Annotated in this window: 19 protein-coding genes and 1 tRNA gene; 8 read left to right on the top strand and 12 right to left on the bottom strand. The window is 63.6% G+C overall.

The window, feature by feature from the left end; genetic code table 11:
- The 6 genes from EN742_RS04870 to EN742_RS04845 form a co-directional block, all read right to left on the bottom strand.
- The coding region (locus tag EN742_RS04870; protein ID WP_128332500.1) for a thymidine phosphorylase at positions 1-818 on the bottom strand (818 nt) is incomplete at its 3' end.
- Positions 818-1,627, bottom strand: coding sequence for a purine-nucleoside phosphorylase (locus EN742_RS04865; RefSeq protein WP_126058355.1), 810 nt, complete (start codon positions 1,625-1,627; stop codon positions 818-820). The genes EN742_RS04870 and EN742_RS04865, both read right to left, overlap by 1 nt.
- Positions 1,624-2,016, bottom strand: coding sequence for a cytidine deaminase (cdd, locus tag EN742_RS04860; protein ID WP_126058354.1), 393 nt, complete (start codon positions 2,014-2,016; stop codon positions 1,624-1,626). Before cdd ends, EN742_RS04865 begins: the two co-directional genes overlap by 4 nt.
- A gap of 55 nt (positions 2,017-2,071) precedes the next feature.
- Positions 2,072-3,043, bottom strand: a complete 972-nt coding sequence (locus EN742_RS04855; protein WP_126058353.1) for an ABC transporter permease — start codon at positions 3,041-3,043, stop codon at positions 2,072-2,074.
- A gap of 1 nt (position 3,044) precedes the next feature.
- Entirely contained in the window at positions 3,045-4,184 is a 1,140-nt protein-coding gene (locus tag EN742_RS04850) for an ABC transporter permease (RefSeq protein ID WP_126058352.1), read from the bottom strand.
- A complete protein-coding gene (locus EN742_RS04845; protein ID WP_128332499.1) occupies positions 4,181-5,713 on the bottom strand; it encodes an ABC transporter ATP-binding protein in 1,533 nt (510 codons plus the stop codon). The genes EN742_RS04850 and EN742_RS04845 overlap by 4 nt, the downstream gene beginning before the upstream one ends.
- 209 nt (positions 5,714-5,922) lie before the next feature.
- Here EN742_RS04845 and EN742_RS04840 point away from each other — a divergent pair, with 209 nt between their 5' ends.
- Positions 5,923-6,129 carry a SlyX family protein gene (locus EN742_RS04840; RefSeq protein WP_187331332.1) on the top strand — a complete coding sequence of 69 codons (207 nt, stop codon included), beginning with the start codon at positions 5,923-5,925 and terminating at the stop codon, positions 6,127-6,129.
- 16 nt (positions 6,130-6,145) lie between these two features.
- Entirely contained in the window at positions 6,146-6,583 is a 438-nt protein-coding gene (locus tag EN742_RS04835) for a hypothetical protein (RefSeq protein WP_128332498.1), read from the top strand.
- Between the two features lie 72 nt (positions 6,584-6,655).
- Here EN742_RS04835 and EN742_RS04830 read toward each other — a convergent pair whose 3' ends face one another.
- The 3 genes from EN742_RS04830 to EN742_RS04820 all read right to left on the bottom strand — a co-directional run bounded on the left by EN742_RS04830 (position 6,656) and on the right by EN742_RS04820 (position 9,025).
- The gene (locus EN742_RS04830; RefSeq protein ID WP_128332497.1) at positions 6,656-7,645 is read right to left on the bottom strand and encodes a BMP family ABC transporter substrate-binding protein; all 990 of its coding nucleotides are present in this window, start codon (positions 7,643-7,645) and stop codon (positions 6,656-6,658) included.
- 239 nt (positions 7,646-7,884) lie between these two features.
- Positions 7,885-8,208 (bottom strand): hypothetical protein, encoded by a 324-nt coding sequence (locus EN742_RS04825; protein WP_128332496.1) that lies wholly within the window; start codon positions 8,206-8,208, stop codon positions 7,885-7,887.
- 115 nt (positions 8,209-8,323) lie between these two features.
- On the bottom strand, positions 8,324-9,025 hold the full coding sequence (locus EN742_RS04820) for a hypothetical protein (RefSeq protein ID WP_127406151.1): 702 nt from the start codon (positions 9,023-9,025) through the stop codon (positions 8,324-8,326).
- Positions 9,026-9,394: 369 nt separating this feature from the next.
- Here EN742_RS04820 and EN742_RS04815 point away from each other — a divergent pair.
- The 3 genes from EN742_RS04815 (at position 9,395) to EN742_RS04805 (ending at position 13,819) form a co-directional block, all read left to right on the top strand.
- Positions 9,395-9,484, top strand: a tRNA-Ser gene (locus tag EN742_RS04815).
- A 420-nt stretch (positions 9,485-9,904) separates the two neighbouring features.
- Positions 9,905-11,653, top strand: a complete 1,749-nt coding sequence (locus EN742_RS04810; RefSeq protein ID WP_127406217.1) for an adenylate/guanylate cyclase domain-containing protein — start codon at positions 9,905-9,907, stop codon at positions 11,651-11,653.
- 447 nt (positions 11,654-12,100) lie between these two features.
- A complete protein-coding gene (locus EN742_RS04805) occupies positions 12,101-13,819 on the top strand; it encodes an adenylate/guanylate cyclase domain-containing protein (RefSeq protein WP_127399746.1) in 1,719 nt (572 codons plus the stop codon).
- Between the two features lie 303 nt (positions 13,820-14,122).
- Here EN742_RS04805 and EN742_RS04800 read toward each other — a convergent pair whose 3' ends face one another.
- A complete protein-coding gene (locus tag EN742_RS04800) occupies positions 14,123-15,052 on the bottom strand; it encodes a LysR family transcriptional regulator (protein WP_126058344.1) in 930 nt (309 codons plus the stop codon).
- Between the two features lie 116 nt (positions 15,053-15,168).
- On the opposite strand from EN742_RS04800, the gene EN742_RS04795 reads away from it, so the two are divergent.
- Positions 15,169-15,627, top strand: a complete 459-nt coding sequence (locus EN742_RS04795) for a cupin domain-containing protein (RefSeq protein ID WP_127406218.1) — start codon at positions 15,169-15,171, stop codon at positions 15,625-15,627.
- Positions 15,628-16,087: 460 nt separating this feature from the next.
- Positions 16,088-17,107, top strand: coding sequence for an LLM class flavin-dependent oxidoreductase (locus EN742_RS04790; RefSeq protein ID WP_126058342.1), 1,020 nt, complete (start codon positions 16,088-16,090; stop codon positions 17,105-17,107).
- A 31-nt stretch (positions 17,108-17,138) separates the two neighbouring features.
- Here EN742_RS04790 and EN742_RS04785 read toward each other — a convergent pair whose 3' ends face one another.
- Positions 17,139-17,576 (bottom strand): CBS domain-containing protein, encoded by a 438-nt coding sequence (locus tag EN742_RS04785; RefSeq protein WP_126058341.1) that lies wholly within the window; start codon positions 17,574-17,576, stop codon positions 17,139-17,141.
- Between the two features lie 213 nt (positions 17,577-17,789).
- Here EN742_RS04785 and EN742_RS04780 point away from each other — a divergent pair, with 213 nt between their 5' ends.
- Positions 17,790-18,170, top strand: coding sequence for a hypothetical protein (locus EN742_RS04780; protein WP_245455388.1), 381 nt, complete (start codon positions 17,790-17,792; stop codon positions 18,168-18,170).
- A gap of 145 nt (positions 18,171-18,315) precedes the next feature.
- Here EN742_RS04780 and EN742_RS04775 read toward each other — a convergent pair whose 3' ends face one another.
- Positions 18,316-18,750: a hypothetical protein gene (locus EN742_RS04775; RefSeq protein WP_126058339.1), complete on the bottom strand. Its 435-nt coding sequence runs from the start codon at positions 18,748-18,750 to the stop codon at positions 18,316-18,318.
- Positions 18,751-19,034: the final 284 nt, after the last annotated feature.

Raw genomic sequence — 19,034 nt, 5'->3', positions numbered from 1 at the left:
GTCACATCCTCCAGCCGCCGATCTCGCAGGCGCCCGGTGAGGAAGTCGACGGCGTTGCGCACCTCGACGGCGTTGCCGGCAGCCGACGCCAGCGGTTCGTTCATACCGGTAACCAGCGCCGAAGTCTTCAGACCCGCGCCGTTGGCGACCCCGACCAGGCTGCTGGCAAGTGCTGTTGCATCACGCGACTTCTCCATAAAGGCGCCATTGCCAACCTTGACGTCGAGTACAAGCGATCCGAGCCCGGCGGCGAGCTTCTTCGACAGGATCGAGGCGGTGATCAGCGGTACCGATTCCACCGTGCCCGTCACGTCGCGGATCGCGTAGAAGCGACGGTCGGCGGGCGCCAGGTCGGCGGTCTGGCCAATTATGGCGCAGCCGGTTTCGAGCACCGTCTTGCGCAAGCGCGCCACGTCCGGTTGGCTGATGTAGCCGGGGATCGCATCCATCTTGTCCAGCGTGCCGCCGGTATGGCCAAGGCCACGGCCGGAGATCATCGGCACATAGGCGCCGCAGGCGGCGACGATCGGCGCCAGCATCAGCGAGACATTGTCGCCGACACCGCCCGTCGAATGCTTGTCGGTGACCGGGCCCGGCAGATCGGACCAGTCGAGCACGCCGCCGGAATCGCGCATGGCGATGGTCAATGCCACCGCCTCCTCGCGGCTCATGCCGTTGAAGAACACCGCCATGGCGAAAGCGCCGACCTGGCCTTCCGTGACGGTGCCGGCGCTCAGCCCTTCGATGAAAGCCGCGATCTCCGGCGCCGACAGCCTGTGGCCATCGCGCTTGCGGCGGATAATTTCCTGCGGCAGCATCAGCTCTCTGGCAACCCGTCGCGGAACAGGCGCTCGAGGATCGTCGCCAGCCGCGCGCCGCCGATGGGCGCCATGTCCTTGGTCTCCTGGTGCGAAAGCTCCGCTCCGGTCATCCCGGCAGCGAGGTTGGTGATGACCGAACAGGCGGCGACGCGCAAGCCCAGGAAGCGGGCGAGAATGACCTCCGGCACCGTCGACATGCCGACGGCGTTGGCGCCCATGATGCGCGCCATGCGGATCTCGGCCGGCGTCTCGAAGCACGGGCCGGAGAACCACATATAGACGCCCTTATGGAGCGTGGTGCCGGTCGCCTTGGCCGCCTTCTCGATCGCCTTGCGCAGGCCCGCATCATAGGCCTCGGTGAGGCCGACGAAGCGGCGGTCGCTGGGCTCGCCGATCAGCGGGTTGGAGCCCGAGAAATTGATGTGGTCGGTAACCTGCATCACCGAGCCCGGCCCCATTTCCGGATCGACCGAGCCGGCGGCATTGGTGAGGATGAGCTGCGAAATGCCGATGCCGGCCAGCACCTCGAGCGCCGGACGCATCGCCCCAGCGTTGCCGTGCTCGTAATAGTGCGCGCGGCCGGACAGCATCAGCACCGGGGAGCCGGCGAAATACCCCGCCACAACCTCGCCCGCGTGGCCGCTGACGCCGCTTCTTGGGAAGCCCGGCAGTTCGGCATAGGAAATGCGCCTGGCATCCTCGACCTTGCTGACGAGGCCGCCCAGGCCCGAACCCAGCACCAGCGCGACCGCGGGCGCCAGCCCGTCCAGCCTTTCGACGAGATGATCGAGCGCCTTTTCCATCATTTCAGTATGTCGCCCCTGAAGCCGTAAGGCAGCATGTCGCCCATGGTCACGGTCTCGACCACGCCGCCATTGTCGCACAGATAGAGTTTCGTCTCCGGCCGGCAGAACTCCGCCAGACGCTGCCGGCAGCCACCGCAGGGCGAGCATTTGGCCATGCGCTCGGCAATGACCGCGATCTCGGTGATCTTGCCGCCGCCGCCCATGATGTAGTGGCCAAGCGCGGTGGTTTCGGCGCACCAGCCCTCGGGATAGGAGGCCACCTCGATGTTGGCGCCGGCAAAGACGCGCCCATCCTCGGTGCGCAATGCCGCGCCCACCGGAAATTTCGAATAGGGCGCATAGGCCTTGGCCATCGCAGCCTTGGCCGCCTCGAACAGATCATGCGACATTCAGTTGTTCTCTCCCACGATCTTGTCCAAAAGCCGGTTCGCTTCCGCGTTTGCCTCAGCGTTCCTTGACATAGGGCACGCCGCCGGCGCGCGGCGGGATCGCCTTGCCGATGAAGCCGGCAAGCAGGATCACGGTGAGCACATAGGGCAGCGCCTGCATGAACTGCACCGGCACCTTGCCGATGATTGGCAACGGCGTGCCTTGCAGGCGGATCGACAGCGCGTCGAGGAAGCCGAACAAAAGGCAGGCGAACATGGCGTTGACCGGCTTCCATTTGGCGAAGATGAGTGCCGCCAGCGCGATGTAGCCCTTGCCGGCGGTCATGTCCTTCACGAAGCCGCCATTCTGCACCATCGACAGATAGGCGCCGGCAACCCCGGTTAGGATGCCGGTGCAGATCAGGGCCCGGTAGCGCAGCCAGGCGACCGAGATGCCGGCCGTGTCGACGGCGGCTGGGTTTTCGCCGACGGCGCGCAGCCTGAGGCCGAAGCGGGTGCGGTAGAGCACCCACCAGGCGAACGGCACCATCAGGAAGGCGAAATAGACCAGTATCGAGTGGCCGGAGATCAGCTCCGAATAGATCGGTCCGATGATCGGCACGTCGCGGACCGCGTCTGCGCCGGGCCAGATGATCGCCTCGAAGCGCTCGCCCGGCGCCAGCGCCGGCGTGCGGCCGCCCTGCTGGAACCAGTGCTGGCCGAGCATGATGGTCGAGCCGGCGGCGATGAAGTTGATCGCCACGCCGGATACGATCTGGTTGCCGCGATGGGTGATGGAGGCGAAGCCGTGCACCATGGCGAAGGCGACCGAGATCAGGATGGCCGTGCCGAGGCCGAGCAGGGCCGAGTGCAGCACCGAGGCGGCGGCGGCGCCGGCGAAGGCGCCGACAAGCATCTTGCCCTCGAGCCCGATATCGAAGACGCCCGCGCGCTCCGAATAGAGGCCGGCGAGGCATGCCAGGAGCAGCGGCACCGACAGGCGGATGGTCGAGTCGAGTATCTGCACAATGGCGATGAAGAAATCCATCTCAGGCGCCCTTCCCCTTGACCGCTTCGATGCCGACCGCTTTTGGGCTGACCGAAGCGAACAGCGCCTGGACATAGGGCCGGAACATATGTTCGAGCGCGCCGGCGAACAGGATGACCAGGCCCTGGATGATGACGATCATGTCGCGCGAAATCGCCGGCATCTCGAAGGCAAGCTCGGCGCCACCCTGGTAGAGCATGCCGAACAGGATCGCCGCCAGCACGATGCCGACCGGATGCAGACGTCCCATCAGCGCCACCGCGATGCCGACGAAACCGGCGCCGGAGACGAAATCGAGCGCGACATTGTGCTGGTCGCCCATGGTCGGGTTCAGCGCCATCATGCCGGCCAGCGCGCCCGAGATCATCATCGCGACAATGACGATTCGCGTTTCCGAAATGCCGGCATAGCGCGCCGCCTTCGGGCTGTGGCCATAGGTGCGCATCTCGTAGCCCAGCCTGGTGCGCCAGATCAGCAGCCAGACCAGGAACGCCATCAGCAGCGCAAGCAGGAAGCAGACGTTGAGCGGCGCCGAGCGAATCTTGGCGCCGAACAGTTCGATCACCCAGTTGAGCTTCGGCAATTGCGCGCCGTCGAGGAAGGTGCGCGTCTGCGGCGCCATCGAGCCGAGCGGCTTCAGGAAGCCGACCAGCGCGTAGACCATGACGCTGGCGGCGATGAAGTTGAACATGATGGTGGTGATGACGATGTGCGAGCCGCGCCGGGCCTGCAGATAGGCCGGGATCAGCGCCCACAGCGCCCCCATCGCCGCGGCGGCGACGATCGCCAGCGGAAAGGTCAGCCACCATGGCAGAATGCTGTCGAAGGCGAGGCAGACGACGCCGATGCCGAGCCCGGCTATGTAGCCCTGGCCCTCACCGCCGATGTTGAACAGGCCGCAATGCGCCGCGACCGCCACCGACAGCCCGCTGAAGATGAAGGTGGTGGCGTAGAAGAGCGTGAACGCGATGCCCGTCCCCTTGCCGAAGGCGCCCTGGACCAGGATGACCGCGGCGCGGAACGGGTTTTCTCCGACCAGGACCACCACGAAGCCGGCGACGACGAAAGCGACGAACAGGTTGATCACCGGGATCAGGCCGTAATCGGCCCAGGCCGGAAGCTTGGCGTAGGGCGTGCTCATTCCGCGGCCTCCCGCTGCTCGACGCCGGCCATCAGCAGGCCGAGCTCGCCTTCTGTCGCTTCCGGACCGCGCTCGCCGACAATGCGGCCGGCGAACATCACCAGGATGCGGTCGGAGAGCGAGCGGATCTCGTCCAGCTCGACCGACACCACCAGCACCGCCTTGCCCTGGTCGCGCATGGCGATCAGCCGCTTGTGGATGAATTCGATTGCGCCGACATCGACGCCGCGCGTCGGCTGGCCGACGATCAGCACGCCCGGATCCTGCTCCATTTCCCGCGCCAGCACGATCTTCTGCTGGTTGCCGCCGGAGAAATTGGCCGTTTTCAGCCGGCAGTCGGCGGGGCGGATGTCGTATTTGGCGATCTTGTCCTTGGCGTTGTTGCGGATGGCGTCGATGTCGAGCAGCGGCCCCTTCAGATAGCGCTCGTCATCGTGATAGCCGAGGATCGAGTTCTCGTTCTCCTCGAAGGCCAGCACCAGGCCGACATGGTGCCGGTCCTCCGGCACATGGGCGAGCCCGCGGTCGCGCAGTTCGCCGGGATCGGCCTTGCCGGTCAGGTCGATCGGCTTGCCGTCGAGCATGACCGAGCCGGAGACGGCATGGCGGATGCCGGAAATCGCCTCGAGCAGTTCGGACTGCCCGTTGCCGGCGACGCCGGCGATGCCGACGATCTCGCCGGCGCGCAGGTCGAAGGAGACGTCGTCGACCATGGTGACGCCGCGCGAATCCTTGACCGTCAGGTTCTTGACCGCGAGCTTGACGGCGCCGGCTTCCGCCTCGCCCTTCTCCACCCTGAGCAGCACACCCCGTCCGACCATCAGCTCGGCCAGTTCCCCGACCGTGGTCTCCTTTGTCACCCTGGTTGCCACCATCGTGCCCTGGCGCATCACCGAGACCGTGTCGGTGATGGCCATGATCTCGCGCAGCTTGTGGGTGATCAGCACCACCGTCTTGCCCTGATCCTTCAGCTGTTTGAGGATGCGGAACAGATGGTCTGCCTCGGCCGGCGTCAAGACGCCGGTCGGCTCGTCGAGGATCAGGATCTCGGCGCCGCGATAGAGCGCCTTGAGGATTTCGACGCGCTGCTGCAGGCCGACGGGCAGTTCCTCGATGATCGCGTCGGGATCGACTTCCAGCCCGTATTCGCGTTCCAGCCGCTCCAGCTCCGAGCGCGCCTTGGCGATGCTGCTCTTCAGCAATGCGTCGCTCTCGGCGCCGAGGATGACGTTTTCCAGCACCGAGAAATTGTCGACCAGCATGAAATGCTGGTGCACCATGCCGATGCCGAGCGCGATGGCGTCATTCGGCGTTTTGATCGACGCCGGCTGGCCGCCGACGCGGATCTCGCCGCTGTCGGCCTGGTAGAAGCCGTACAGAATCGACATCAGCGTCGACTTGCCGGCGCCGTTCTCGCCGACAATGCCGTGGATGGTGCCGCGCGCGACCTCCAGATTGATATCGCGGTTGGCGCGCACGGCGCCAAAACTCTTGTTGATGCCGATCAGCTCGATTGCGGCTTGCGCCATGCAGCCTGTCCCACTCAGTTTTTTTATCGCTTGGTCAAAACGCCTAGCATGCTGCCCCGCCCGTGCCAATTGGCCGGAGGGTTGTCCACTCTCGACAAATCCCCGCGCGCTTGTCAATTTCGAACGTGGCCGGGACCTTCACATTCGCTAATGTGGGGAACGCGACGGATACGTCGCCTGTGAGCGCAACTGACCGGGGTTTTGAAATGATCATGCCTGCCGACCGGCTGACGACGCTGGAAATCCGCGCCGCCGAGCAGGAAAAGACCATCGAGGAACTTTCAGGCCAGATCGCCGAGCAGTGGAAGGTGATCGAGCGAATGGAACGTAAGCTCAGCGCGCTCACCGACCGCTTCCTGGCCCTGGAGGAGCAGGCCGCGTCCGACGTGCCGGTCACCAAGCCGCCGCATTGGTGAGGGAGGGAGAAGCGTGATGGCCAGTGAAAGCGACCGCATCGCCCGCGCCGGCGACTATGTGTTCGGCCTGATGAACGACATCGAGCGCCGGCGCGCCGAACGCGACCTCGAAATCGACCCCGCCTTCCGCGACGCGGTGCAGCGCCTGGCCGAGCGCATGCGTGCCTTCGACCCCGCCGCGCCGGCGGACGGGGCGACCGACAAACGCTGGAATCTGTTCACCCAGCGCATCGCCGAATTGCCGCAGATGCGGCTTGCCGGCGTTGGCAGCGGCGACAGCCGCGCGGAAGCGCGGCCACCCGTCATTCGCAGGCTGGAGCGTCCGCCCTACGACGTCGGCCTGCACGCCCTTGGCGGCCGGCGCGGGTTTGTCGTTGCCATGGCGCTGGTGGCCGCCTTCGCGCTCGGCTACCTGACCGGCGCTTGGTCAGCCGAGGGCACACTTCTGCCATGACTATGCATTCCGCGAAAAACAAGACCGCCGGGTTTGCACCCGGCGGTCCGCATTGCTGAAGATCAGCGCCGATCAATACGGGCAGGCATTGTCCGACATGTAGTCGTGCACCTTGACGGTGCCGGCGATGATGTCGGCCTTTGCCTTTTCGACTGCTGTCTTCATGGCATCGTCGACGAGCGCCTTGTTGTTGTCGTCCATGGCGTAGTCGACGCCGCCTTCCTTGAGGCCGAGGTCGTTGATGCCGGCGGTGAACTTGTCGTTCTTGGCATCCATGAAGGTGTTGTAGACGGCGACGTCGACGCGCTTGACCATCGAGGTCAGCACCTTGCCGGGCTGCAGCCCGTTCTGGTTGGAATCGACGCCGATGCCGAGCTTGCCGGAATCGGCCGCCGCCTGCAGCACGCCGACGCCGGTTCCGCCGGCCGCCGCGTAGATCACGTCGGCGCCCTGGTCGATCTGCGTCTTGGCGATCTCACCGCCCTTGGCCGGATCGTTCCAGGCGGCCGGCGTGTCGCCAGCCATGTTCTGGATCACCTCGGTGGCGCCGGCCGACTTGGCACCGCCGACATAGCCGCAGCCGAACTTGCGGATCAGCGGGATGTCCATGCCGCCGATGAAGCCGACCTTCTTGGACTTCGAGGCCATCGCCGCCATAACGCCGACGAGATAGGAGCCTTCCTGCTCCTTGTAGACGACGGAGCGGACGTTGGGCTTGTCGACGACCATGTCGATGATGGCGAACTTGGTGCCGGGAAATTCGGTGGCAATCTTGTCCAGTGCGTCCGCCCAGGAGAAGCCGGCCATGACGATCGGATTGCGGCCGTCCTCGGCGAAGCGGCGCAGCGCCTGCTCGCGCTGGGTGGCGTTGGAGACTTCGAATTCGACATAGGCGATGCCGGTCTCGGTCTTGAACTTCTCAGCGCCGTTATAGGATGCCTCGTTGAACGATTTGTCGAACTTGCCGCCGAGATCGTAGAGAATCGCCGGCTGGATATCCGCGGCGAAAGCCGGAAGAACCATTGCGGTTGCGGCCAAAAGGCCAAGAACGATACGTTTCATGTGATCCACACCCTGTCGGTTATTTTTCCGTTACGCACCGCCTGCCAGCCCGGTTCTCCGGCGGGCAGACGACGTCTGGCAGGAAGTATGCCCCTCCCGCTCGCGGCCAATCTGGCACGGCCCGAAACAAAATTCACGTGGAATTTTGACCTTTTGGAAAAGCATCGCGCCGGCATGCGGCGCGGCGCATCATTCGGTTCGCCGGCCGGCTTGGGCGTCGGATGGCATACCGCGGACCATCAGGTCGGAGCGAACGCGCCGCCCCGCCGCTGCCGCCGGTAACCGATGGCATAAAACAGGAAGGCCACCATCGCGAACACCGCGAAACCGGGCTGGCCGAGCACCCAGGCAATGACGCCGTCCCAGAGAAGCGGGCTGGCCTTGTCGCGCACGTAGGTCTCGAAGCCTGCGCGGGTGTCGGGTGATACCGCCAACCAACTCGTATTGAGCGGGGTCATGACCAGCGCCGAGGCCGCCACCGAGCGCGTCACGTCGACCACCGCCATGATGACGGAAACCGAAAGCGCGACCATCGCCGCGAGACGAAAGATGAAACGTAGCATCGAGACTTCCTCCCCAAGACGAAACCGGGCCGTCACAGACCCGGGTTTCGTCCCTTCCCCGTCAGAGAAATAGAGCGAGCGCGCGCCGCCGGCAATCGTCACACACGAATTTGAGCTATACCGCCGGCTTGCGTTTGCGTCGATTGACGCGCCAGACCGCGAATACCCCGCCAGCGATGGCGCCGATGATCAGCCCGGCGAGGCCGATGAACACGGCGAAATAGCCGCAGGCGCCCTCGAAGCAGCTCATGTCGCTGGCATCCGCGATCAGCGAGCCCGCGGCAAAGCCGGCGCAGGCGCCGATCGCCGCGCCAAGGATGATGCCGAGCAAGGCCGCCACCACCGAAACCAGCACCGGCGGGCTCTCGGTTTCCGCATTGGCATAGACCGCATCGGCACCGGCACCGCGGCGCAGCAGGTAGAGGCAAAGCAGGCCGATCGCGATCTCGCCGCCGGTAAAGACAAGGCTCCTCGCCGAGAAGACGAAGTCGGGCGTCAGTAGCACATAGGCCTGCTGCGCCAGCAGCCAAAGGATGGTCGCGACCTGCCAGATGGTGAAATGGGGCGGGAAGCGCGCCGAGCGATTGAAGGCAAGACCGAGCAGGTAAAGCCCCCAAAGGATGGTGACGATGCCTGCGACAAGGCCGCCATAGATAAGGAAGAAGACGCTTTCCGGCAGGCTGGAATCGCCGACCAACCGCCATGTCGACATCAGGCCATAGACCGACCTGGCCATGACGATGACGAGCCACGCCACGGGCACGTAGGACAGCCCGCTCTCCGGCCGCGCCGCCGGCCCCTGGTTGGTCGAAGTCATCTCCGGACTGTGCCCCCGCAAAGCCTTGTGTCCACAAGGACAGCGGACGGATGGCGAAGTCAAGCAATGACAGGCTGTGCCGCCCGGTCTGTGCACATCATTCGGCCGCGGGGCGTGGCAAAGCCGTGGCGGCGGCCGCGCGAACGGTCCCTTATGCGGCAAAGCCGACAAAGCGCCATTATGGCTTGGCATTCGCCGCGGGATCGACTAGATGAGCCCCGCGCCTCTTGCTTCGACGGCTATGGGCGCCGGGATTGAGTGTCCGCCGGTTGAGGGCGCTCGAGGTGCGGAAATACCGCGCGAAATTCCCAAGGGACTGCATATCCCCAACCCGCGCGGCAAAACCAGCCGGTGCGCTCGTGCAAGGACGGAGAGGTGGCCGAGTGGTTGAAGGCGCACGCCTGGAAAGTGTGTTTACGGGAAACCGTAACGCGGGTTCGAATCCCGCTCTCTCCGCCAGAATTTTTCTAATAAGTTAATTATTTCAAATAGTTAGTTAACTCATAGAAGCGCTTCAAGGTCGAAGCGTCGTTAGTCTGTGTAACCTACGGTCAGGAATCCGCATAGTCCGCCATGGCGTCGCTCAACCTCGAGGAGGTCAGCGCCCTGTTTTGGGGCCGAGGGCGGACTGGCAGGTTCAGGCTGCGGTTGTTCAAAAGCGGACGTTCGGTTGAACGGGGACATAGTCGTGACCTGACCCAAAGTAGCCCGTCGGCAGCACCCGCGATCGGACCATAAACGACGCCGTGTGAGGAATGGCCCAAGAAACGTGGTGAGTTGATCGCTGTCGGCGCCGGCACTGCACGCTCGCATTCGAGGTAGGACTAGAATACGCTCGCCGCCCGGAGCTTCGACCTACGGAAGAGGCAGGACACAAGTATGGAGCGACGCCTCACCGCAATCCTTGCTGCCGACGTCGTCGGCTACAGCCGCCTCATGGGAGCCGACGAGGTTGGCACACTCACGCAGTTGAAGCACCTTCGCGCCGAGGTGATCGAGCCTAGGATCGCGCAGGCCCATGGACGCATCGTTGGTTCCGCCGGCGACAGTCTGCTTGTCGAATTTGCCAGCGCGGTCGACGCGGTACAATGCGCGGTCGAAGCCCAGGAGGGATTGGCCGCTCACAATGCAAGTTTGCCCGAAGACAAGCGCATGACTTTCCGCATGGGCCTGAATTTGGGCGACGTGATTGCAGAGGACGACACAATCTACGGTGATGGTGTGAACATCGCCGCGCGGATCGAGAAGCTTGCAGAGGCTGGCGGCGTCTGCGTCGCGAGCAACGTCTACGAGCAGGTAAAGGGTAAACTAGACTATGCCTACACCGACCTCGGTAGCCATCAGGTCCACAACATCGTGGAGGCGGTGCGCGCCTATCAGGTCAGTCGAGCAAAACCAACTCCGGTATTCTCGACAAGGGAGAGGCTGATGCTTCCCGAAAAACCGTCCATCGCGGTCTTGCCATTCGACAACATGAGTGGCGACCCCGAGCAGGGCTACTTCGCAGACGGCATGGTGGAGGAGATCATCACCGCGCTGTCCCGGACGCGCTGGCTGTTCGTCATCGCGCGCAACTCGAGCTTTACCTACAAGGGACGGGCAGTGGACATTAAGCAGGTCGGACGCGAGCTTGGTGTGCGCTACGTGCTTGAAGGGAGCGTGCGCAAGGCGGCGAGCAGGGTTCGCATCACCGGGCAGCTTATCGACGCGACAACGGGAGCACATCTATGGGCCGACCATTTCGACGGCGAGCTGGAGGACGTTTTTGAGCTGCAGGAGGAAGTGACCAGGAGCGTCGTCGGAGCGATCGCTCCGAAGCTGGAACAGGCAGAGATCGAGCGGGCCAAGCGCAAGCCGACCGAGCACCTTGACGCTTACGACTACTATCTGCGCGGGATAGCAAGCCTCCACCAGTTGACCAGGGAATCCACCGCAAACGCCCTCCAGTTGTTTTACAAGGCCATCGAACTCGACCCTGAATTTGCCTCGGCATACGGCATGGCCGCCTGGTGTGCCGTCATTCGCAAGGCGAACGGTCGGATGACGGATCGCAAGCAAGAAACCGCCGAAACCGAGCGCCTGGCTCTGAAGGCCGTGGATTTGGGCAGGGATGACGCGATCGCTCTTTCCCGCGGCGGGACCGCGCTCGCCTACGTCGTGGGCGACAACAATAGCGGGGCAGCGTTCATTGATCGCGCGCTTGCGCTCAATCCGAACCTGGCTACCGCGTGGCTATTCAGCGGCTGGATCAGAGCCGACCTCGGCGATACGGAAACCTCACTTCGGCACCTGGCGACTGCGATACGCATGAGCCCAGTCGACCCGCTCATGTTCGACATGCAGAATGCGGTTGCAGTGGCTCATCTCTTCGCTGGTCGATTTGAGGAGGCATCATCTTGGGCTGAAAGGTCGTTGCGGGAAAAGCCGGACTTTTTGCCGTCGTTGCGCTTTGCCGCTGCAAGCTATGCTCACGCCGGCCGAACCGAGGATGCGCAAAAGGTCGTGAGCCGAATTCTCGCCCTCGATCCGGGCCAACGAATTTCCAATCTCGCCGACTTCGTTTCAGCCGTCCCAGCCCATATGGCTCTGCTTGCAGAAGGTTTGCGAAAGGCGGGGCTGCCGGAATAGCGCTGCCAGGCTGGCGCATCGATCACGAGTTGGGAACGCACCGAGATCGCAAAGACCGCACCGTGGGTGGCGTCGGCCCGGCACAACTCGCCGTAGGGCGCCGTACAAGCGATCCCGCGTCATCCATGGCGTCGCTCAGGGCGGACCGACCGCTTCTGGCGTACGCGAAGCGAGTAGCGGACATTTAAACCGATGGAGCTGAGGCCCTGGATTGGACCCGAAGCCGTCACGGTCCGATTGCGAGGCAACTGCCGCGAACAAGCGGCAGGGAAGGTGGGACTCGCTCGTCGGTGGCGCTGCGGTAGGGTCGCCAAGGCGTCGCGCGAGCATAGCCTCAAGAAGCGTGATCTGTGGTATGATAGGCCGGTGAGGGCACGCTGGAAGCGCCGGTCCCTAACTGCCTCGGGCCTGCGGCTTGCGTGTCGCGAATCTTGACTGGGGCCCAACATGGAGCGGAAGCTCGCTGCCATCCTTGCCATCGATGTCGTAGGGTACTCGGCGCTCATGGAGGCGGATGAAGCGGGCACATTCGATCGGCTGAAACGTGGCCGCAAAGAGCTGTTCGAGCCGGAAATCGAGACGCGACACGGGCGAATCTTCAAGCTGATGGGAGACGGCCTGCTGGCGGAGTTCGGCAGCGTGGTAGATGCGGTCGAATGCGCGGTCACGCTTCAGCGCGGCATGGCGGAACGTAACGCGAGCGTCGCCGAAGACCAGCGCTTCGAAGTCCGGATCGGGATCAACCTTGGGGAAGTGATCGTCGAAGGGGACGATCGCTATGGCGAGGGCGTGAATGTGGCGTCGCGCCTCCAACAACTCGCCGAGCCCGGTGGCATCTGCGTTTCGGAGAAGGTGTCCAAGGAGGTCAGGCAGAAGCTGGCGTTTGCGTTCGAGCCCATGGGCGAGCAGCGGGTGAAGAACATAGCCGAGCCGATATACTGCTATCGCGTGAACCTGCAGCTTCCGAGAGCGGCTCCGGTCGGGCGACTGGCATCGCTGGAATTGCCCGACAAGCCCTCAATCGCGGTTTTGCCTTTCACCAACATGAGCAACGATCCGGAGCAGGAAACCTTTGTCGACGGCTTGACCGAAGACCTGATCACCGACCTGTCTCGCTCAGCCGGCCTCTTCGTCATCGCGCGCAACTCGACCTTTGCTTACAAGGGGAGGTCGGTCGATGTGCGTTTGGCCGCGCGTGATCTTGGGGTGCGCTATGTGGTTGAAGGCAGCGCCCGGCGCGCTGCAGCGCGCGTGCGCATCAACGCGCAGTTGATCGACGCGATCGGCGGCGATCATATCTGGGCCGAGCGCTACGACAGCAGCCTCGAGGATATCTTTGCAGTGCAGGACGAGGTCACGGCCAAGATCGTCGAAGCCCTTGTCGGCCGATTGGCCGGACAGCCGGCGCGCAAACGGCCGTCAAGTCTCGAAGCCTATGACCTCTGCGTGCGAGCCCGCGGCGTCAGTTTTCAGACCGGGTTAGGCGCGCGGGAAGCGCGCATGCTCCTGGAAAGGGCGATCGGACTCGATCCCGACTATGCCGAGGCACATAGCTTGCTGGCCCTCAATCTTTGGCTTGGCTGGCTGTTCTGGAACGAGCCGAAGGAAACCAACCAGCCTCGCGCGCTGGCTGAAGCGCAACGGGCTGTGGCGCTCGACCCTAACGATGCCGGGAACCGCTGGGGGCTGGGCATCATACTTGGTCACGAACGGCGATACGCGGAATCGGATGCCGAATTCGAGGCGACCTTCAGGCTCGATCCCAATCATGCCGATGCATGGGCGATGCGCTCGGATCTCATCACCTTGAGGGGCGACGCGGTCAAGGGCGTCGAATTCGTGAAGCGGGCTTTGCGGCTCAATCCGCACCCACCGGGGTGGTACTATTGGATGGCAGGCCAAGCCTATTATGCGCTCGGCGACTATCAATCCGCGGTCGAGGCTTTACGCAAACCGGAAACCTACCGCACCACGTCGCGGCGCATGCTGGCGGCAGCCCTCACGCAGGTCGGGCGCCTGGATGAAGCCCGTCAGGAAGCGGAATTCTTCATGATGAGCAATCCCCATTTCAGCATCAGGCATTGGGCAACATCGCAGCCATTCGACGACGAGGAAGTGCTCCAGCGCTTCGTCGAAGGCTATCGCAAGGCTGGCCTTCCCGACTGAAGAGCGCATTGCTTTGGATCGCCGCCTTGCTCTCGTCAGGGTATAGGCTCGTCTTTTGACTATGAGGGCAATGCCACGCGACGACCGAGATGCTGCGCAAAGCGGATTGCTTTGAACCTTCGCCATAGAAGCACTTCAAGGTCAAAGTGTTGATCTGTGTAACAAACTGTCAGGACCGCTTGGTCCGCCATCGCGTCGCTTAACCTCGAGGTGGTCAGCGTCCTGCTTGGGCCGAGAGCAGTAGGTCCGCTTGTGGTTGAGGGAACAACGATGGCGGACGTTGAGATGCCAATGCACAAAAGCCTACGGATCAAACGAAGCAACAGCCACCAGTTGCTCACGGAGCCAAGCGTTCCCGGCGTCGCGATCAAATCGGCGGTGCCAGTACATTGTGACGTCCATAGCCGGCGGTTCCATCGGTGGTATGAAAATATCCAAATCGAGACGTTCGGCCACCAGACGCGCAAAGTGAGCCGGGATGCTGCCGAGTAGCTCGCTCGTTGCTACGGCGAGCGCCACGGCCTGGAAATGCGGAACGGTCATGGCGACCTTGCGTGACAGGCCGAGCCTTTCGAGCGCAGGATCTATGGTTCCAGTCTTGGCCCCGTCGGCCGAACGCAACACCTGCGGGATGGCGCAGAAAACGTCGGCAGGAATGGTCTCTCCAGGCTTGATGCCCTTTGGCCCCAGCAACGGATGCCCACGGCGGGCGATGCAAACAAGCCAGGAACGGAACAGCTTGTGGCTGACGATCCACTCCGGCGTCTCAAGTGCCCGGTCCAACGCGATGTCGGCCCTGTCGTCGCTCAGCAGGCCGAAAACGTCTGTCGAAGGGTGATCTATCATCTGGAGGGTGATCGACGGCGCAACGGGCGCCACCTTTGCCGCCAGCTTCGGCATGAGCAAAGCCGAGAAATAGTCCGATCCGATCAGCATGAAGGACCGGGTCGACGTCCGAGGATCGAACGTTGCGTTTGCCGTTAGAGCCAATTCGATTTGCACCAATGCCTGGCGCACCGGCTCCTTCAGCTGGAGCGCGCGCGGTGTTGGCATCATGCGGTTGCCGTCGCGCACGAAAAGCTCGTCGCCGAGGATGGAGCGCAGGCGCCCGAGCGCCGAGCTGACCGCCGGCTGCGACAGGCCGACCCGTTCCCCGGCGCGTACCGTACTTCGCTCCAGCATCATGGCGTCGAAAACGCGCAACAGATTGAGATCGAACGCGGCCAAATTCACGGCGCCAATATCCCGAATACGATCATTCGATTTCCGCCAGTCGGATCATTGTTCTAACAATGCAAACGTTGCTGCAGCACCGACCCTAGTTGACCGAACATGGAAAGGGAAACGCGATGGACATCGCCCCAGGCTCGGTGCGCGCAGCGCGCACTGTCAAATGGATGGACACGGTCTACAGGATCAATGTCGGCAGATACCAAAGCGGCGGCATAGTCAGCGTCTTCGAATCCATCGTGCCCTCGCGCGGCGGCCCGCCCGTGCATGTGCACCACAATGAGGACGAAGTGATCCACGTGATCGAGGGCACCTACGAATTCTGGCTCGACGGTCAGTTCATGATGGTGCCCGCGGGCGCGTCGATCTTCCTACCCTGCGGCGTACCACACACGTTCCGCGTTGCGAGTGCCGAGCCAGGCCGCAACCTTACGATTTTGACGCCCGGCGGGCTGGAGGAGTTCTTCGTCGAGGCGGCCGCACGCGAACTGGCCATTCCTGATCAGATGACCGAAGTGGCGGAACTCGCGAGCCGCTATGGGATCGAGTTCCGTGGACCGGCCAAGTGGGTTGACTAGTTCGAACCGTCAGCGAGAGTTGCAATGACGAGGTGGCGCGGTGTCCCGCGTCGCCTCGTCATGACCGTTCAGGACAGATGACCTGGCCTAGGCTGGAAATTCAGCGAAGGGGCGCCCGCTTCTGGATCAACCGGATGATATGATCGTACGCAAATAGGAATGGATACGCGCAACCTCGACCTCCAACTTCGTGCCCGCAATGTCTGCTTGCAGGAAATGGCGATCCTGACATTCCTTGCGCGCGCGACCCTCGGATACCGCTCAAAACGGGTGGACGGACTCGGAGCAGCGAGCTTATAGAACCCGTGACCTCTGTCGCCCGGCCGTGTAACTAATTGCGCAGCAAAAAGATGAATATTTTCAATGTTATAGGCCTATGATCGAAAGACGCTCTCTCCGCCAGAAGGCCTATGTGCCATCATACCCCGCATAATCCGCCCACCCCGCATCCGGTAATCCCATGAAGAAAATTGGCTTTCTGTCGTTCGGACATTGGTCGCCGTCGCCGCAGTCGGGGACGCGCTCGGCGGCCGACGCGCTGCTCCAGTCGATCGACCTTGCCGTCGCCGCCGAGGAGCTGGGCGCCGACGGCGCCTATTTCCGCGTCCACCATTTCGCCCGCCAGCTCGCCTCGCCCTTTCCGCTGCTGGCCGCCGCCGGCGCCAGGACGCGCCGCATCGAGCTCGGCACCGCCGTCATCGATATGCGCTACGAGAACCCGCTCTACATGGTCGAGGACGCCGGCGCCGCCGACCTCATCGCCGGCGGCCGGCTGCAGCTTGGCATCAGCCGCGGCTCGCCGGAGCAGGTGATCGATGGCTGGCGCTATTTCGGTTACGTGCCCGAGGAGGGCAAGAGCGATGCCGACATGGCCAGGCGCCACGCCGAGGTCTTCCTCGAGGTGCTGCGCGGCCATGGCTTTGCCCAACCCAATCCGCGGCCGATGTTCCCCAATCCGCCGGGCCTGCTGCGCCTGGAGCCTTTGTCAGAGGGCCTGCGCGACAGGATCTGGTGGGGCGCGGCCACCAACGCCACGGCGGAATGGGCGGCAAAGTTGGGCATGAACCTGCAGAGCTCGACGCTCAAATTCGACGAAAGCGGCCAGCCGCTCCATATCCAGCAGGCCGAGCAAATCCGCGCCTTCCGCAAGGCGTGGGCGGAGGCCGGCCACAGCCGCGAGCCGCGCGTCTCGGTGAGCCGCAGCATCTTCGCGCTGGTCAACGACATGGACCGCGCCTATTTCGGCGGCAGCGAGGACGAGGATCATTTCGGCTATATCGAACCCGAGAAGCGTGCCGTCTTCGGCCGCACCTATGCGGCCGAGCCGGATGTGCTCATAGAACAGCTGAGGGCGGACGAAGCGATCGCCGAGGCCGACACGCTGCTTCTCACCGTGCCCAACCAGCTTGGCGTCGCCTACAATACGCATGTGATCGAGGCGATCCTCAAATTCGTCGCGCCGGCCCTCGGCTGGCGCTGACGGGTCGATTTCGAGCCGCTGGCGTGGTCCGTCAGTGCGCGGTCTGCGAATGCTCGCCGCCCGGCTGCGAAATGCCGCCAAGCGCCTCGCCAGCCCATTCAGTATTGCCGGCGGTGGCGAGATCGCCGAGCGAAATGATGCCGACCAGCCGGTGCTCGCGACTGATGACAGGCATCCGCCGCAGCTTGAGGTCGCCCATGTTGCGCAGGATATCGTCCACTTCCTGGTCGTCGAAGCAGTATTTCACCTCCGCGCTCATCACTTCCCTGATCTTCGTATCGGGCCCCTTGCCTTCCGCCACGCCGCGAACGGCAATGTCGCGATCGGTGATCATTCCGACCAGCCGGTCATTCTCGCCGACGGGCAAAACACCGGCGTCAAGATCGGCCATGGCCCGAGCCGCGTCGCGCAAGGTCTGGTCCGGACTGGCGACCCGAACGGCCTGCGTCATGCAATCCCTGATTTTCATGATTCTCTCCTCGCGTTGCAGCGCCCTCGCCAATGCGGTGATCAGGAAGAATGAACGCCTGTCCGAAACGTTCCATCTTCAACCAGATGACGCTGTCGGGTGGCGGCTCCGCGCTGAAGCCTTCATCATCGGGAACCATCGGTCGGTCGAAGTGTTGTGACGCAAGGAACCCACCCCGAGAGAATGGAAGGAAAGACAATGCGGATGTTGACGATGATCGTCACGCTCTCGGCGCTCGCCCTGGCGCTACCGGTCTCGGCGCAGATCGCGGAGCCGCAGCGGCCCCAGAACCTGCCCCCTGCGCAAGAGCCGCTGCCGGACCAGACGGCGCCCGATCAGGATCTCTCCGCACAGGATTTCACCAATATCGCCCTGGTGGCGGTCGAGGACCTGCCGGCGGAAATCAAGGCGCAGGCGGAGGCCGTGATCACCGAGACCAGCGCCGAGGATCTCTTGAAATTGCAGCGTTCAGTCGACGCCTCGCCGCAGGCACTGTCGGTCTTGCAGGCCAACGGGCTCAGCTCCTCGCAGGTCGTCGCTGCCAACATCGATTATGATGGCACGCTGACGCTGATCATCCAAACGACAACATGACAAGCGCCCCGGGGGAAGGCGCCGACCCGACCGACGACCGCAATAAACTGCGGAACCATATTGGCCGCGATCTCGCTAACTCGATCGAGTGGCTCCGGTCGAGGTCTAACCAGAGCCGGCATCGACGCGCTGCTCGCCTGCTACGTCAGTGCATGAACACGCCGCGCAGCCAGGCGAAGAAGCCGGATCCCGGCGAGTTCGCCGCGCGTACGCGAGAGGCCGCCCATCTGGCCGGCAGCGTCGCGCCGACATGGCAATGGCAGACGATCTCATGCAACTGCCAGTCGCTCAGCTCGAAGAAGCGCCTGGCTTCGCCGTAGCTGTCATCGGCCAGGCCCTGAGCGCGAAAGACCGGATCCTCGAAGGCGACCGTGATCGGCGATCCCGAAGCGCGCATCCTGTCGCGCAGGTCGGGAGCCGTGTATTCGGTGCCGGCGAGCGCCCCGAGGCGCCGGTCGGGATCCTGCTCCAGAAGTTGCGCCCAGCGTTCGAGGCGCTGGCCGCGGGTTGCGAAGAGATACGTCGCCTCGGCATGGACGTCGGCAACGGCATTGAGTTGGTCTACGGTCTGGTGTTTCACGGCCGCCTCCTGTTTCAGCAGATGACCCACCCCCTTGTGGAATTATGGCGCCGCTGGAGGTCGGCAAGCCCCGAACGGGCTGCGTCGTGAATCATTTTCGAGCATGGCTCGGCCCATGCCGCGGCCGGCGCGTAGGGCCGGATCGGAACCATACGCGAGCGCGACCGTTCCGCCTGTATCGCCCATTAACGTCGAGCCTGAATGATAGCGCCTGAGAGGCCGAGCGCAGGGACATCACATGACGGCAATTCTTCCCAATCCCGACCCCACACCCATGCCAACCC

It is taken from the genome of Mesorhizobium sp. M4A.F.Ca.ET.020.02.1.1 (genome assembly GCF_004022645.1).
Classification (GTDB): domain Bacteria; phylum Pseudomonadota; class Alphaproteobacteria; order Rhizobiales; family Rhizobiaceae; genus Mesorhizobium.
Note: the sequence above shows the minus strand (reverse complement) of the source record. Positions and strands in the feature narration are given on the sequence as shown.